The organism is Streptomyces sp. NPDC002499 (assembly GCF_053595415.1).
Map to the genome: position 1 here is coordinate 260,404 of NZ_JBSFXO010000006.1, position 13,862 is coordinate 274,265.

At 71.3% G+C, this 13,862-nt stretch carries 12 protein-coding genes and 1 pseudogene; 5 read left to right on the top strand and 8 right to left on the bottom strand.

Annotation, left to right across the window (positions count from 1 at the left end; genetic code table 11):
- Positions 1–11: 11 nt before the first annotated feature.
- Positions 12–1,103, top strand: a pseudogene (locus tag ACWD5F_RS18360) (chitinase); the annotation flags it as partial.
- Here ACWD5F_RS18360 and ACWD5F_RS18365 read toward each other — a convergent pair.
- The 3 genes from ACWD5F_RS18365 to ACWD5F_RS18375 all read right to left on the bottom strand — a co-directional run bounded on the left by ACWD5F_RS18365 (position 1,099) and on the right by ACWD5F_RS18375 (position 4,464).
- The gene (locus ACWD5F_RS18365) at positions 1,099–1,785 is read right to left on the bottom strand and encodes a DUF4328 domain-containing protein (protein WP_451255481.1); all 687 of its coding nucleotides are present in this window, start codon (positions 1,783–1,785) and stop codon (positions 1,099–1,101) included. The pseudogene ACWD5F_RS18360 and the gene ACWD5F_RS18365 overlap by 5 nt on opposite strands.
- Before the next feature lie 86 nt (positions 1,786–1,871).
- Positions 1,872–3,842 (bottom strand): YncE family protein, encoded by a 1,971-nt coding sequence (locus ACWD5F_RS18370; protein ID WP_451255483.1) that lies wholly within the window; start codon positions 3,840–3,842, stop codon positions 1,872–1,874.
- Between the two features lie 226 nt (positions 3,843–4,068).
- Positions 4,069–4,464, bottom strand: a complete 396-nt coding sequence (locus ACWD5F_RS18375) for a luciferase domain-containing protein (RefSeq protein WP_451255485.1) — start codon at positions 4,462–4,464, stop codon at positions 4,069–4,071.
- A gap of 142 nt (positions 4,465–4,606) precedes the next feature.
- Between ACWD5F_RS18375 and ACWD5F_RS18380 the strand changes: the two genes are divergently transcribed.
- Positions 4,607–4,975, top strand: a complete 369-nt coding sequence (locus ACWD5F_RS18380) for a DUF6479 family protein (protein WP_451255487.1) — start codon at positions 4,607–4,609, stop codon at positions 4,973–4,975.
- A gap of 30 nt (positions 4,976–5,005) precedes the next feature.
- On the opposite strand, the gene ACWD5F_RS18385 is transcribed toward ACWD5F_RS18380, so the two are convergent.
- A complete protein-coding gene (locus ACWD5F_RS18385; RefSeq protein WP_451255489.1) occupies positions 5,006–5,710 on the bottom strand; it encodes a DUF6445 family protein in 705 nt (234 codons plus the stop codon).
- A gap of 200 nt (positions 5,711–5,910) precedes the next feature.
- Between ACWD5F_RS18385 and ACWD5F_RS18390 the strand changes: the two genes are divergently transcribed.
- Entirely contained in the window at positions 5,911–6,687 is a 777-nt protein-coding gene (locus tag ACWD5F_RS18390) for a DUF4142 domain-containing protein (protein WP_451255491.1), read from the top strand.
- Between the two features lie 16 nt (positions 6,688–6,703).
- Here ACWD5F_RS18390 and ACWD5F_RS18395 read toward each other — a convergent pair whose 3' ends face one another.
- On the bottom strand, positions 6,704–8,347 hold the full coding sequence (locus tag ACWD5F_RS18395; protein WP_451255493.1) for a glycoside hydrolase family 13 protein: 1,644 nt from the start codon (positions 8,345–8,347) through the stop codon (positions 6,704–6,706).
- A 241-nt stretch (positions 8,348–8,588) separates the two neighbouring features.
- Between ACWD5F_RS18395 and ACWD5F_RS18400 the strand changes: the two genes are divergently transcribed.
- Complete coding sequence (locus tag ACWD5F_RS18400; protein ID WP_451255495.1) at positions 8,589–9,521, top strand: LAETG motif-containing sortase-dependent surface protein; 933 nt, start codon at positions 8,589–8,591, stop codon at positions 9,519–9,521.
- An 89-nt stretch (positions 9,522–9,610) separates the two neighbouring features.
- Here ACWD5F_RS18400 and ACWD5F_RS18405 read toward each other — a convergent pair whose 3' ends face one another.
- On the bottom strand, positions 9,611–10,600 hold the full coding sequence (locus ACWD5F_RS18405; RefSeq protein ID WP_451255497.1) for a nucleoside hydrolase: 990 nt from the start codon (positions 10,598–10,600) through the stop codon (positions 9,611–9,613).
- 88 nt (positions 10,601–10,688) lie between these two features.
- Positions 10,689–11,939 carry a threonine--tRNA ligase gene (thrS, locus tag ACWD5F_RS18410; RefSeq protein WP_451255499.1) on the bottom strand — a complete coding sequence of 417 codons (1,251 nt, stop codon included), beginning with the start codon at positions 11,937–11,939 and terminating at the stop codon, positions 10,689–10,691.
- A gap of 369 nt (positions 11,940–12,308) precedes the next feature.
- Between thrS and ACWD5F_RS18415 the strand changes: the two genes are divergently transcribed.
- Positions 12,309–13,100, top strand: a complete 792-nt coding sequence (locus tag ACWD5F_RS18415) for a hypothetical protein (protein ID WP_451255501.1) — start codon at positions 12,309–12,311, stop codon at positions 13,098–13,100.
- A 77-nt stretch (positions 13,101–13,177) separates the two neighbouring features.
- Here ACWD5F_RS18415 and ACWD5F_RS18420 read toward each other — a convergent pair whose 3' ends face one another.
- The gene (locus ACWD5F_RS18420) at positions 13,178–13,858 is read right to left on the bottom strand and encodes an ANTAR domain-containing protein (RefSeq protein ID WP_451255503.1); all 681 of its coding nucleotides are present in this window, start codon (positions 13,856–13,858) and stop codon (positions 13,178–13,180) included.
- Between the last annotated feature and the right edge of the window lie 4 nt (positions 13,859–13,862).

Genomic DNA, 13,862 nt, shown 5'->3' on the forward strand with positions numbered 1-13,862 from the left:
CAGGAGCGCCAATGAGAAGACAGCGTCCGCCACTTCGAGCACTGCGAGTCCGTGCTCTTCTCTCCTGTACCGCCGTCACCGCCCTGTCCGCCGGGCTCCTCGCGCTCGGCGGCGGCGGGGCGAGCGCCGCCCAGCAGACGCCCGCGCACTCCGGGCACCCCACGCACCACGTGCGGCCGATGCCGGCGCACGTGGCGGCGCCGTACTTCGAGGCGTGGACCGGCGAGAGCCCCGCCGCGCTGGCCGCCGCGTCCGGCAACAAGTACCTGACGATGGCCTTCCTCCAGACGGACGCCCCGGGCTCGTGCACCGCCTACTGGAACGGCGACACCAAACTCCCGCTCACCAAGGCCTCGTTCGGCGCCGACTTCGCGAAGATCCAGGCGCGCGGCGGCAACGTCATCCCGTCCTTCGGCGGCTACGCGGCCGACACGACGAACACCGAACTGGCCGACAGCTGCACCGACGTCGACGCCATCGCGAAGGTCTACGAGGGCCTCGTGACGACGTACGGGATCTCCCGCATCGACCTCGACATCGAAGCCGACTCGATCAACAACACGGCCGGCGTCGACCGCCGCAACAAGGCCATCGCGAAGGTGCAGCGCTGGTCCGAACGCACCGGCCACCGCGTGCAGTTCTCGTACACGCTCCCGTCCTTCACCAACGGCCTCGCGCCGAGCGGTGTGGCGCTGCTCCAGAACGCGGTCGACAACGGCGCCCGCGTGGACGTCGTCAACATCATGACCTTCGACTACTGGGACGGCCTCGTGCACGACATGGCCGCCGACACCAAGACGGCGGCGGCCGGGCTGCACGCCCAACTCGCCGCGCTCTACCCGAAGAAGAGCTCGTCGAAGCTGTGGCACATGATCGGTGTCACCGAGATGCCGGGCATCGACGACTTCGGTCCCGAGGAGACCTTCACCACGCAGGACGCCGTCAAGGTCGAACGCTGGGCCGAGGCCAAGGGCATCAACACCCTCTCCTTCTGGGCCCTTCAGCGTGACAACGGCGGCTGTGTGGGCACGAAGGGCGCCAACTCCTGCTCCGGGATCGCCCAGGACCTCTACTACTTCAGCCACACGTTCGCCCGCTTCACGGACTGACCTGCCCTCGCCCCTGCCTCTCCTGTACGGCGGTGACCGCGCGCACGACGAAGATCGCGGCCACCGCCGCACCCACGACGGCGAGGTCGGAGGCGAGCAGCGGCCACACCTCGCTGTAGGCACGGCCGATGACCTCGTCGGTGGAGTCGGAGTACACCAGCCCCACCCCGCTGAACAACCCGACGAGCCACAGCCCCCACCACACGTTCACGACCCGGGGCAGCCGCGCACCGGGCGCACTCTTCTCATGGACGTCGACGACGAGCCCACGAGGTATCCACAGATTCGCGATGGGCACGATCCACCCGGCATAGACCCAGATCCCGGCATACCGAGCCGGCGTGCCGGCCACCAGCCGCGCGTTCTCCCGCACCCGGTTCAACCAGCTCAGGAACGCGAGCACACAGACGACCACCAGGAACCCGCCCGCGGACGACACCAGGTGGTACGAGTCCTCCAACGAGTTCAACGGCCGATGCACACCGTCCCCCTGATCCGGCGGCCCGGACGCGGGCTCCCCCGCCACCGCGAGCCTGACCTCCCACACACCCCGGACGACCCAGGCGAGCCCGGCAAGGGCGAGAGCAACGCTGGCGCACAGAGCGACGCCACGGACGGGTTGCAGGTGGGGGCCGGCGGAGGGACTCGGAAGGGCGGACGCCTGGTGATCGTTCACCGGGTCATCCTCGCTGACGAGGTACGGACACGAACGGGTGGGGGCAGGAGCCGGCCGACGCCGACTCCTGCCCCCACCCGCGTCCGTCAGTTGGAGAAGTACAGGTACTTCCACCCCGTGTACGTCGTCGAGTTGACGCTGTCGCCCGAGGAGCCGTTGATGTACGCCGAGCGCATCCGGGCCTTGATGCCGGACTCGCCCGCCGCCCCCAGGGTCACCGCGGACTTGCCGCTGGTGCCGAGGGAGAAGTACTCCGAGCCGGCGTCGTACCAGCTGCCCTGGTAGTAGACCTCCAGGTCGAAGCGCTGCTGACGGCCGGGGTAGTACGTCATGGTCGTGGTGAGCAGCGGGCTCGTGTTCTTGTGGAACCAGTAGTACGTGCGGGAGCCGATCTTGCCCGTCTTGTAGTGCTTGGAGACGGCGACCGAGACCTTGACCTTGGCGTAGGCCGTGACCTTGACCGTCTTCGGCGCGTAGCGGGAGTCGCCCTTGAAGACGGCGGTGACGTCCATGTCGCGGGTCATGTCGACCCACGCGGCGATGTCGCCGTGCGAGTTGACCTTGCCGGACTTGAGCAGCTTGTTGGGCTTGTCGGCACCGAACGGGTTGGCCCAGATCTCGACCGAGCGGTTCTTGTACGTCGTACCGAGGTGCGCCGTGAACTTGACGTCCTTGCCGTACGAGTAGACCTTGCCCTTGTTGTTCAGGCTCAGCTTCGTCGAGGCGCGGGAGACCGTGACCGCGTCGGAGCCGGCGGCCGCCGTGTGGGCCGTGTCGCCCGCGAAGGTCACCTTGTACGTGACCTTGCCGCCGGCCGGCGGGGTGTCCGTGAAGGAGAAGGTGCCGTTCGCCTTCGTCTTGACGACGGGCAGCGCCTTGCCGTTCGGCGAGTCGAGGTCGGTGCGGGTGACCTTGAGGCTCGTGCCCGCCGGGAGCAGCGTCTTGGACGCCAGCTTGCCGGTGACCGTGAGCTTCTTGGCCCGGTCCGACTTCGAGGGCGCCGCCACCGTGAGGGTGGGCAGCTCCTTGGTCGGGTCGGTCAGCGCGCGCAGGGAGAAGACGCCGGAGTCGTTGACGGAGACGGCGAAGATCCGGCTGCTGTCCGGGGCCCAGGCCAGCGCACCGTCCACGAGGGTGTCGGAACCGCTGCTGTTGCCGGTGTTGGGGAAGTCGTACTCCCGCGTCGGCTTCAGGTCGCCCGGCTTGAAGATGTGCACGTCGGGCTCGTACCAGGAGTCGCTGCCGCCCGCGACGGAGCCGTCCGGCGCGACCCGTACCGCGTTCGGGTACGGCTCGGTCGGGTAGTTCGGCTGCGCGGTGAGGTCGGCGGCCGACAGGACGCCGACGCCGTAACCGCCGGACCCGCCCCAGGAGGTGAGGATCTGCTTGCCGTCGGGCGTGAGGTCGATCTGCTTCACGGTGGTGCCCGTGCTGCCCTTGGTGCGCAGCGTGGCCCCGTCGGCCGTGAGGTCGTAGACCCCGACCGAGTAGCCGTCGCTCGCCACCAGGACGCCCGGCACGGACGGGTCGGCGGCCAGGAGCCCGCCGGAGTTGGAGAGGCCGAGGTCACCGCGCTGGTCGAGGTGCACCACGGGCTCGGCGCCGGAGGTGTCCAGCGAGCCGAAGTTGCCGTCGTAGGAGAACCAGACCCGGCCGTCCACGACCTCCAGGTCGGTCGGGTCGACATCGTTGCCGAGCGGGTAGCTCAGAGTCGGCGTGGCCGTCTGGGTGTCCACGGTGACGATCCGGTCGTCGCCCTTGACCGCCCCGTAGAGCAGGCTGGAGTCGGCGGACAGCGCCAGGCCGGTCACGCCGGGCATCCCGGTGAGGGTCGCCTTGACGGTGCCGGAGTAGTCGGTGATGAGGATCTTGCCGCTGGTCGGGTCGGAGACGTAGACCCGCTGGTGCAGGCCGTCCACGACGAGGTCGCCGACCGATTTCACCGGCAGGATCCTGGCGGAGTCGGCCGCCGCCGGTCCGGCCGTGCCCACGGCGAGCGCCGCCGAGCCGAAGAGAACCGCGAGCGCCGTCGCGGTCGAGATGCTGCGCGTGCGCACAGTACTGATACCCCCACGAAGAAACCCGGTGTGTCACCGGGAGTTGAGAGCGCCGCGCAACGCCCGTACGTGCCCCCTGTACTGCCAGTGGTGTCTGTACTGCCTGTGCTGTCGTCCTGCGGTGACGCACGGGGCGCGGCTGCCTGAACGCAGCTTATGTCATGGCTGTGACAGTTGTGAAAGAGATTTGAAGGAGGTGATGATCACGCGCCGTCGGCCGACACCGTCACGCGTCCTCTGCGCCTTCCCGCTGCAGCACCGTCACCCGGTGGTAGTTACACCCGATCATCGGGGCGGTCTCCGGACCCGAGCCGCTCTGATGGGCCTTGAGGGCCACGCTCACCAGGCTGAGCAGCAGGTCGACGTCGCCGTCGCAGTCGAGGTGGATCGTGACCCAGCGGGAACCGGGGACCATCCGGATCGCGCTCGACTCGGCGAAGTCGTAGTGCAGCCGCTGGATCGCCCGGGACGTGAGATGGAGGTCCACATCGCGGTCGGAGTGGAAGTGGATGATCTCGTCGCGGGTGGAACGCAGCGCCCGGCCCGTGCCGCACGCGGCCGGACAGGGGCTGAGGTCGGGCCACTCGACTAGCTGGTCCATGGCTTTCTGGGCCGGGGTCATGGGATCCATGGTGCGGTGCTCACCGCCCGGCCACCAGGGATTGCGGGGTACGTAACCCGGAGGAGACTTATCGCACGTTCCGCAGGGGCGGCGATACAGTCCGTTATTCCCGTTTCATCCGGTTCTCGGCGATACTTGGTGCATGAGTACTGCCACGTTTGTCCTGGCGGCCACGTCGAGTGGAGTACTCGACGTGATCGCCGCGTTCGTCGGTGGCCTGATCATCGCCGGTGCGCTGGTCTGGGCCGTGCAGTTCGGTATGAGGGTCGGGGACCGCGAGCTGCCGCGGCCCGTCGCGGGCGACCAGCCCCACCTTCCCGCCACCGGTCCGGTCCGGGAGCAGCGCGAGATCCGCGAACCGGACGAGATGCCGCACGGGCAGGGCGGGGAACGGCTGATGCCGCACGACCTGCACCACTCGGGGAGCAGAACCGGAAAGGACCAGCAGCGCCACCGCTGGACGCCCGGATCCAGCGGATCCTTCGGCGGCGGCGGTCTCGGGCACGTCTGAGCCCGTCCCCCGCCCCCGGAGGGAACCCGGTCAGGCCATCCAGAAGAAGACCGCCGTCATCCGCTTCTCCTCCAGCGTCCGGCCGGAGTAACCGGTCGCGCTGTGCACGAGGTTGGCGTTGTAGAGGAGCAGCCGGTTGTACTTGTGCGGGACGCGTACGTCCTCCTCGAACGCGTCCGGCGCCACGAACCGGGTGCCGAGGGCCTCGACGAGGTTGTTGTGCGGGGCCTGGACGACGTTGCCGCCGAGCCGGCCGCCCGGCATGGACTGGCGGTAGAAGCTCGTCCCGCAGTCCTTGGGCACGGCCGGGTTGAGGTAGAGCACCGCCGCGTACCGGCACAGCGCGCGCGAGTCGGTGTGCGGACGCGGCTCGCTCTCGCCCTCGCCGACGACCTGGACGCAGTTGTGATTGAGGGTGCCGCCGCCGGGCGCCCGCTGCACCCACAGCTCCTTCGCGCCGGTCGCCTGCCTCACCAGCCGCTCCACGCGGGCGAGTTCGGCGGGCTCCAGACCCGGCATGGTGCGCAGCCCGGGCCAGGTCTCCGAGGTGTACGGGTACCCCTCGACCCAGTCGTCCTTGGCCAGACACCGCTCCCGTACGGCGTCCACCTCGGGCAGGACGTCGTCGAGGACCCAGTAGTCGCGGCCCTTGGTGGGCTTGCGGTAGGGCAGGACGGGAAGCGCGGGGGGAGCGGGGCGGCCGGCGGGAACCCGGGAGGGATGCTGTGGGGGCATGCGGCGAATCTAGGGCGGGGGTCCGTATGGACTCTCCCGCGAGCCGGTCAACAAAGCGTCAACACATGTCGTGTGCACGTCGACGTGACCGAGGACACGTCACGTTTTACCAAAACTAGAGAGTCACTCGGCTTTCGCAGCCGTACTTCTCCTCGATCGACCCCGCCGTGCTCGGCGGGACCCCCGACCGGGCAGGAGGCATGGTGCGCTTTTCGCGAAATGCGACGGGAACTCTCTTTGTTGGCGGTGCTCTCACGTTGACCCTTGCCGCCCTCGCCTACCCGTCGATGCTCGGGGTGAGCACCGTCTCGACCTCACCGGACAGAATCATCGCGAACACCCAGTGGGGGCCGCTGACGGAGTCCGACCGGGACTTCGTGGTCAAAGTGCGCGCGGCCGGCCTGTGGGAGTACCCCGTGGGTCAGATCGGCCTGAAGAAGGGCACCAACAAGGGGGTGTTGGTCGCCTCGCAGCACCTGATCGACGGGCACTCGGCGCTCGACACCACGTGCCGCAAGATCGCCCCGATGCTGGGCATCACGCTGCCCAACCTGGCCAGTCCGCAGCAGCAGGGCTTCGTCAACACCCTGAACGCGGACAGCGGCGCGCAGTTCGACAACGACTTCGCCAACATCCTGCGCATCACGCACGGTTCGATCTTCAACACGGTGGCGAAGGTCCGGTCCACGACCAAGAACAGCCTGGTGCGCGCCCTGGCCGACCAGGCCAACAACACGGTCCTGGACCACATCACGGTCATGGAGAAGACCGGCCTGGTCAACTTCGACACGTCCCTGTTCACGCAGACGACCCCGCCGAAGCTGCCCAAGACCGACCTGACCCCGCCGGCGCCGCCCGCGGGCCAGCAGCCGATCGTGCTCACCCCGCCGCCGAACGCCACCTCCACGCCGGTGGACATCGACGGCCTCTCGGGCGGCGGCGCGGCGGCCCCCAGCCCCACCCCGACGGTGGGCTGATCCGCGGGCGTTCCGCTCAGCCCAGCCAGACAGTCGTGTCCGGGTCGATCGAGCCCGCCGCCGACGGCCCGCTGCTCAGCAGCACCTCGCCGGCGGGCAGCGGCAGGGCCGCCCCGGACAGGTTGGTCACACACCGCCAGCCGTCCCCGCGCACGAAGTCCAGCACCCCGGCGGGGGCGTCCGCGGTCCAGGTCAGCGCCTCGCCCGCGAGCAGTTTGCGGCGCAGTTTCAGGGCGGCCCGGTACAGCTCCAGCGTGGAGCCCTCCGTGCCGTCCTGCGCCTCGACGGCGTACCCGCCGAAGCTCTCCGGCTGCGGCAGCCAGGCCGCGCCCGCCCCGAAGCCGTACGAGGGTCCGGTCCGCGTCCAGGGCAGCGGCACCCGGCAGCCGTCGCGGCCCTTGCGGACATGGCCCGTCTGTTCCCAGACCGGGTCCTGGAGCACCTCGAAGGGCAGGTCGGCGACCTCGGGCAGGCCGAGTTCCTCGCCCTGGTAGACGTACGAGGATCCCGGCAGCGCCAGCATGAGCAGGGTCGCCGCCCGGGCCCGGCGCAGGCCCGCGACCGGGTCGACCTCCGGTGCGTGACCGCCGGACAGCAGCCAGGCGTTGTCGTCGGTGCCCGGCGGGAGGATCAGCCGGGAGGCGTGCCGTACGACGTCGTGGTTGGAGAGGACCCAGGTGGCGGAGGCGCCGGAGGCGCGCGCGGTCTCCAGCGAGCCGGTGATGACCCCGCGCAGTTCCTCCGCGTCCCAACCGGCCTGAAGATACTCGAAGTTGAAGGCCTGGCCGAGTTCCTCGGGTCGTGCGTACAGGGCGCGGCGGGGGCCCGGCACCCAGGCCTCGGCGACGGCCATGCGGGGCGGGGTGTAGGAGTCGAGGATGCGGCGCCAGTCGCGGTAGATGGCGTGCACCTCGTCACGGTCGTAGAAGGGGTGGGTGCCGGGCGGGAGTCGGTCGAGCGTGGCGTCGGCGCTGAGTTCGGGGGTGCCGAGGTCGCGCAGCGGTTCGCTCAGGTCCTTGGCGAGCGCGTGCGCGACGTCCACGCGGAAGCCGTCGACGCCGCGGTCGGACCAGAAGCGCAGGGTGGTGCGGAAGTCCTCGCGGACCTCCTCGTGGTCCCAGTTCAGGTCAGGCTGTTCGGGGGTGAAGAGGTGGAGGTACCACTGGCCGTCGGGCACCCGGCGCCAGGCGCTGCCGCCGAAGACGGACTGCCAGTCGGTGGGCGGGAGTTCGCCGTGGGCGCCGCGGCCGTCGTGGAAGACGTAGCGGGCGCGGGCGGGGGAGCCGGGGCCCGCGGCCAGGGCCTCCTGGAACCAGGGGTGCAGATGCGAGGTGTGGTTGGGCACCAGGTCGACGATCAGCTTGAGGCCGAGCCGGTGGGCCTCGGCGACCATCGCGTCGAAGTCGGCCAGAGTGCCCAGGCGCGGGTCCACGTCGCGGTAGTCGGCGACGTCGTAGCCGCCGTCGGCGAGTTCGGAGGGGTAGAACGGGCTGAGCCACAGGGCGTCGACGCCCAGTCCGGCCAGATGGGTCAGGCGCTCGGTGACGCCCCGGATGTCGCCGAACCCGTCGCCGTCGGCGTCGGCGAAGCTGCGCGGATAGACCTGGTAGACGACGGCCTGGCGCCACCAGTCGGGATTCCTGGAGGAAAGGTCGGTCACGGTGTCCCTTCGGCAGTGCTCGGCATAACGCTTTGAACTCGGCGGAGCGGGATCGGAGTAGATGATTCCCTGTGTGATGGATTTGTGATGACTCTTGAACTTTCCGTGCGTCACAGCAAGTTGACACGCCTCAACGGCTCGAACCACCATGAGGGCACGCTGTGCCGCAAGTGACCAATGGGGCCAGTGTCTCTCTTCTGCCTTTCCTCTGCTCTCTCTGAGCTCCTGAGATGGGACATCCATGTCTATAGCCAGACCTGTCACCGCGCGCCGCCTGCTGGGGACGGGCGCCGCGTCACTCGTCCTGTGTGCCGCTTCCGTGGCCGGCGCCTCCGGCGCCCTCGCCCACGGCGGTACGCCCGGCGGTGACGGCTGGAAGTCCGGCGGCTCGTACCGGCCCGGCACGGGCGCGGGCACCGAGACCGGCACCGACCGCTGCGAGTTCTCGCTCGACGGCACGAGCTTCTTCCCCTCGGTGAAGGTCGACGACCAGAACCTCAAGCCCACCGACGACGGCAAGATCCACATCAAGGTCCGTGCCGCCGGTGACGCCTCCACCTGCACCGCCTCGCTGGCTTCCTACATCGCCCACGGCCCCACCTTCGCCACCTCCGGCGAGCAGGTCTTCGTCGACTTCGACACCGTGACGGTCAAGCAGGGCCAGACCGAGTCGCTCGACATCGCGGTGCCGGACGCGGGCTGCTTCGCGCAGATCGACCTGTACCGCGGCGCGGTCAAGTTCGACGGCGTCAAGGACGCGAACGACGGCCTGGAGCACGGCGACCTGCCGGCCGGTCCCGACCACCCGGTCATCAAGGACAAGCTGATCGCGGCCTGGAACGGCGGCACGAAGGACTGCACGAAGACCCCGGAGACGACCCCGCCGGCCACGCCCCCGGCCGAGGAGACGACCCCGCCGGCGGAGGAGACCACCCCGCCCGCGTCGGAGTCCACCCCGCCGGCCGAGGAGTCCACTCCGCCCGCGTCGGAGTCGACCCCGCCCGCCTCGGAGTCGACCTCCCCCGCCGCCCCCACGCCGAACGGCGGCGGTGACCTCGCCGAGACCGGTGGCGGCAGCAGCAGCGGCATCATCGCGGGCGGCGCGGCAGCGCTCCTCGCGGCGGGCGCGGCGATCGTCGTGGCGACCAAGCGCCGCCGCGCGACGCGCGCCTGACCCGGCCCGTGAGCCGGCCTTCCTGACCCCGTCCCCATGACGAACGCCCCGGAGTCCTTCTCTCTCCGGGGCGTTCGGCTTGCCGTGCGTCAGACGGAAGGCGCCCCTTCGCGGCCGGGTTCCACCGTGTCGAGGTAGAGCTTCACGAAACGCTGCACGTCCACCTCCAGGGCCACGTCCACGAGTTGGCGGGCGCGGGTGCCGTCGTGGATCTCGGATTCGCCGGGGCGGGGGCGGCGGTCGACGATCGTCTGACCCCGGGTGGGGCCGGGGGCCAGGGAGACCTCGACCGGGAGGAGCCGGGTGGTGATGCCGGCCGGGTCGACGACCGCGCAGACCGCGCCCGCGTCGCCGATGCCGCCGCCCGGGTCGTCGCCGTCGGCGTCGGGGGTGGCCGGCCGGTGCGAGAGGAGGTCGCCGGCGAGGCGGGCGGCCGGGTCGGCGCTCGCGCGCAGGCGTCGTACGTCCGGGCCGGGGACGACGACCCGCTGGAACACGTCGAGGCCGTACATCGTGATCGGCACCCCGGCGGTGAGCAGCACCGCCGCCGCCTCGGGGTCGTGCCAGACGTTGAACTCGGCGACCGCCGTGGCGTTCCCGGTCGCCACCGCGCCGCCCATGAAGACGATCCGCTCGATGTTGCGGACGACATCGGGGTGCGTACGCAGGAGCAGGGCGATGTTGGTGAGGGGCGCCGTCGGGATCAGGGTGACCGGGCGCGGGGAGGCGAGGATCTCGCGGTGCAGCAGGGTCACCGCGTCCACGTCGGCGGGGGCGCGGGTCGGGGTGGGCAGGCCGGGGAGGTCGCCCATGCCGTCCGCGCCGTGCACGTGCCGGGCCGAGCGGGCCGGTGCGATCAGCGGACGTTCGGCGCCGCGGGCCACCGGGATGTCCCCGGCGCCCGCCACCTCCAGCACGGTCAGCGTGTTGCGGACCACGCCGTCGACGTCCGTGTTCCCGGCGACGCAGGTCACCGCCCGCAGATCGAGACCCGGGTGCCGCACGGCGAACAGCAGGGCGAGCGCGTCGTCGACCCCCGTGTCGCAGTCGATGATCACCGGGATGGGCTGGTCGGTCACCTCGGGAGTCCTTCCGTAGAGCCGGAACCACTGCTGGGACGGACTCAGCCGCCGTCCCCGACCTTATGCGTCCATGGTCACCCGACGGTCACTCCCACAGGCCGGTTCCGCGGGCCGCGGCCCGCTCACCGATCCGGTGCAGCAGCTCCTCGCCCGGCAGCACGCCCGGCCTGCGCCCGTCCCGCAGCCGTACGGCGGTCAGCCCGCCGGCGGCCTCCCGCGCCCCGATCACCGCCTGGTACGGCACCAGGCGCGCCGCGCGGATCCGGGCACCGAGACTGCCCTCGCCGACGACCTCCGCCCGCAGCCCCCGCGCGACCGCGGCCCGCGCCAGCCGCTCGGCCGCCTCCCCCTGTTCCTCCGACACCGGCAGCACCACCAGCTGGACCGGGGCCAGCCAGACCGGGAACGCCCCGCCGTGCACCTCGACCAGCTGTGCCACCGCCCGCTCCACGCTCCCGATGACACTGCGGTGCACCATCACCGGGCGGTGCTTCGCGCCGTCGGCGCCGATGTAGTGCAGGTCGAAGCGTTCGGGCTGGTGGAAGTCGATCTGGACGGTGGAGAGGGTGGACTCACGTCCTGCCCCGTCGGCGATCTGCACGTCGATCTTGGGACCGTAGAAGGCGGCCTCGCCCTCGGCCTCCTCGTGGTCGACTCCGGCATCGGCCAGCACCTCCCGCAGCAGGGCGGTGGCCCGCGCCCACAGCTCCGGGTCGGCGACGTACTTGCCGCCCTCGCCCGGGAGGGAGAGACGGTACCGGTGGGCGCTCAGGCCGAGATCGGCGTAGGCGCGGGCGATCAGCCGCAGGGCCGAGGCCGCCTCCTCGACCGCCTGGTCCAGGGTGCAGAAGATGTGGGCGTCGTTGAGCTGGATGGCCCGTACGCGGGTCAGACCGCCGAGCACACCGGACAGCTCGGAGCGGTACATGCCGCCCAACTCCGCGATACGGAGTGGGAGTTCGCGGTAGCTGTGGGAACGGGAGCGGTAGATCAGGGCGTGGTGCGGGCAGAGGCTGGGGCGCAGCACGACCTCCTCCGCGCCGAGTTTCATGGGCGGGAACATGTCCTCGCTGTAGTGCGACCAGTGGCCCGAGATCTCGTACAGCTCCCGCTTGCCGAGGACCGGCGAGTACACGTGCCGGTAGCCGGCGGCGCGCTCCGCCTCCCGGACGTACTCCTCCAGGGTGTGGCGGACCAAGGCGCCGTCCGGGAGCCAGTAGGGCAGGCCGGCGCCGATCAGCGGGTCGGTGTCGAAGAGGTCGAGTTCGCGGCCGAGACGGCGGTGGTCGTGGGGCGCGGGGGCCAAGGGGTCGTGGGCGGTGGGCTCGTGCGACATGGCGGGCTCCTCGTTCAGGTGCGGGGCGAGGAGCCGATGGGCGACGAAAAGCCCCGGGGCACTCGCCCCGGGGCTTCGGTCATCCAGTCGTGGATCAGCGCGCCGGGACACTCTCCGGCGTCGTCGTGAGGGACGGCTGGGCGCGCTTCATACGGCCCACGGTAGCCAGGGGCGGGGTACGGGTGCCACGCAATATCGGGGCCGAGCAGGGACAACCCCCGGGTGCCCGGGTAACCCGGACGGCCCGGCTCGCTGGTGGAGCGCCGGACGCGGTGATCCCTTGGAGACGTAACCGGCCCCGCGCACACCGCCGTACGACGTCCCGTACGGCTCCTCGCGCGTCCCCCGTCCGTCTCCCAGGAGGCTCCGATGCCCCGTCCCCCGGCCCGCGTCCTCGTCGCCTCCGCGCTCTCGGCGGGCACCCTGCTCACGGCGTCGGCCTGTCTCAGCACGCCGCCGCAGGCGCACGCGCCGCTGCCCACGATCCCGTCCTCCGCGCCCCCGACCTCCGCGTCGCCGTCCGCCCCGGCCGCGGCGACCACTCCCGGCGGTCTCACCACCGCGCAGGCCCAGGCCGCCCTGGTCACCGAGGCCGACCTCGGCGACCCGTGGGCGCCGACCCAGGGCGCGGCGACCTGGCGGGACGCCCTGCTCAAGGCGACCACGAACGCGCCCGACTGCCGTCGGCTGCTCGACGCGCTGTACGCCGACGACCTGTTCGGCGCGGGCGCCGAGCCCCGGGCCGTGACCGGCCTGGACGACACCATGGACGAGGCCCAACTGCGGTACCAGGTACTCGCCCTGCCGCCCGCCGAGGTCGACCGGACGCTGGCCTGGCTGAAGTCGCTGCCGCAGAAGTGCGCGCGGTTCACGGCGGTGACCGAACGCGGCACCGTCCAGACCGTCCAGGTCACCGAGGCCGCCCTGCCGGAGGTCGGCGACACCCGGCAGGGCCTGCGCGTCACCCTGACCTCCGAGACACCCGACGGCGACCCGACGGTCCTCACGCTCGACGTCGCCGCGGCCCGCACCGGCGACGACACCATCGCCGTCACCAACGGCGGCCTGGGCGAGGTCTCCCCGGACATCACCAACGCGACGCTGGAGGTCGGGGCACAGCGGCTGGCGGACGTACGGAAGCAGGGGCGGGCGCAGGTCTGACGAGGGCGGCCCTTCGCCTGCTCCCGTCCTCCCTCGAGCGACTCGCGTCCTCCCTCCGCCTACTCCGCCTACTCCGCCTATTCCGGCTCCTCCGCCTCCTCCTCCCGCTCGAACCGCATCCGGCGTCCCACCACCTCCCTGGCCACGTCGACGACCGTGCGGTCGTGGGCGAAGGCGTGGCCGCGGAGGCGGGCGAGGGCGTCGCCGTCGGAGACGCCGAGCTGGGCCATGATCATGCCGGTGGCCTGGTGGACGTCGTCGTGTCCGTCGGTCAGGCCGCCCAGGGTCGTCAGCGCGGCCGTCATCAGCGCGGCGAGCAGCCGGGCGGTGTCCAGTTCGCCGCCGGTGAGCGCGCCCGGGGTGTCGCGGTACAGGTCGAGCGTGCCGACGCACACGGCGTCGTCGCCGAGCGGGATCGCATACGCCGCCCGCACCCCGGCCGCCGCGGCCCGCTCGGCGAAGACCGGCCAGCGACCGGCGTCCTCGGGGCAGGCCAGGTCGTCGGCGAGCACGGGAGCCCGGGCCCGTACGGCGGACCGGCAGGGCCCGTCGCCGAGCGTGGCCTGGAGGTCGCCCATGCAGGAGGCCTGCGCGTTGCTCGCGCCGAGCCGTACCGGGAGCCCGTGGCTGTAGAGCGACATGCTCGCGCCGGTCACCGGAAGCAGTCCGACCGCCACCCGGCACAGCAGCCCGGGTACCTCTCGGTTCGTCGGGTCGCCGCGGGCGTCACGGCCGTCGTGCCTGGGCCGCACAGCCACCGCC

Bases quoted from the DNA above. Each gene is read 5' to 3' on its own strand.
- ACWD5F_RS18385 (WP_451255489.1), bottom strand. From the start codon at position 5,710: ATGCCCCCACAGCATCCCTCCCGGGTTCCCGCCGGCCGCCCCGCTCCC.
- ACWD5F_RS18415 (WP_451255501.1), top strand. From the start codon at position 12,309: ATGCCCCGTCCCCCGGCCCGCGTCCTCGTCGCCTCCGCGCTCTCGGCG.
- ACWD5F_RS18390 (WP_451255491.1), top strand. From the start codon at position 5,911: ATGGTGCGCTTTTCGCGAAATGCGACGGGAACTCTCTTTGTTGGCGGT.
- thrS (WP_451255499.1), bottom strand. From the start codon at position 11,939: ATGTCGCACGAGCCCACCGCCCACGACCCCTTGGCCCCCGCGCCCCAC.
- ACWD5F_RS18380 (WP_451255487.1), top strand. From the start codon at position 4,607: ATGAGTACTGCCACGTTTGTCCTGGCGGCCACGTCGAGTGGAGTACTC.
- ACWD5F_RS18375 (WP_451255485.1), bottom strand. From the start codon at position 4,464: ATGACCCCGGCCCAGAAAGCCATGGACCAGCTAGTCGAGTGGCCCGAC.
- ACWD5F_RS18400 (WP_451255495.1), top strand. From the start codon at position 8,589: ATGTCTATAGCCAGACCTGTCACCGCGCGCCGCCTGCTGGGGACGGGC.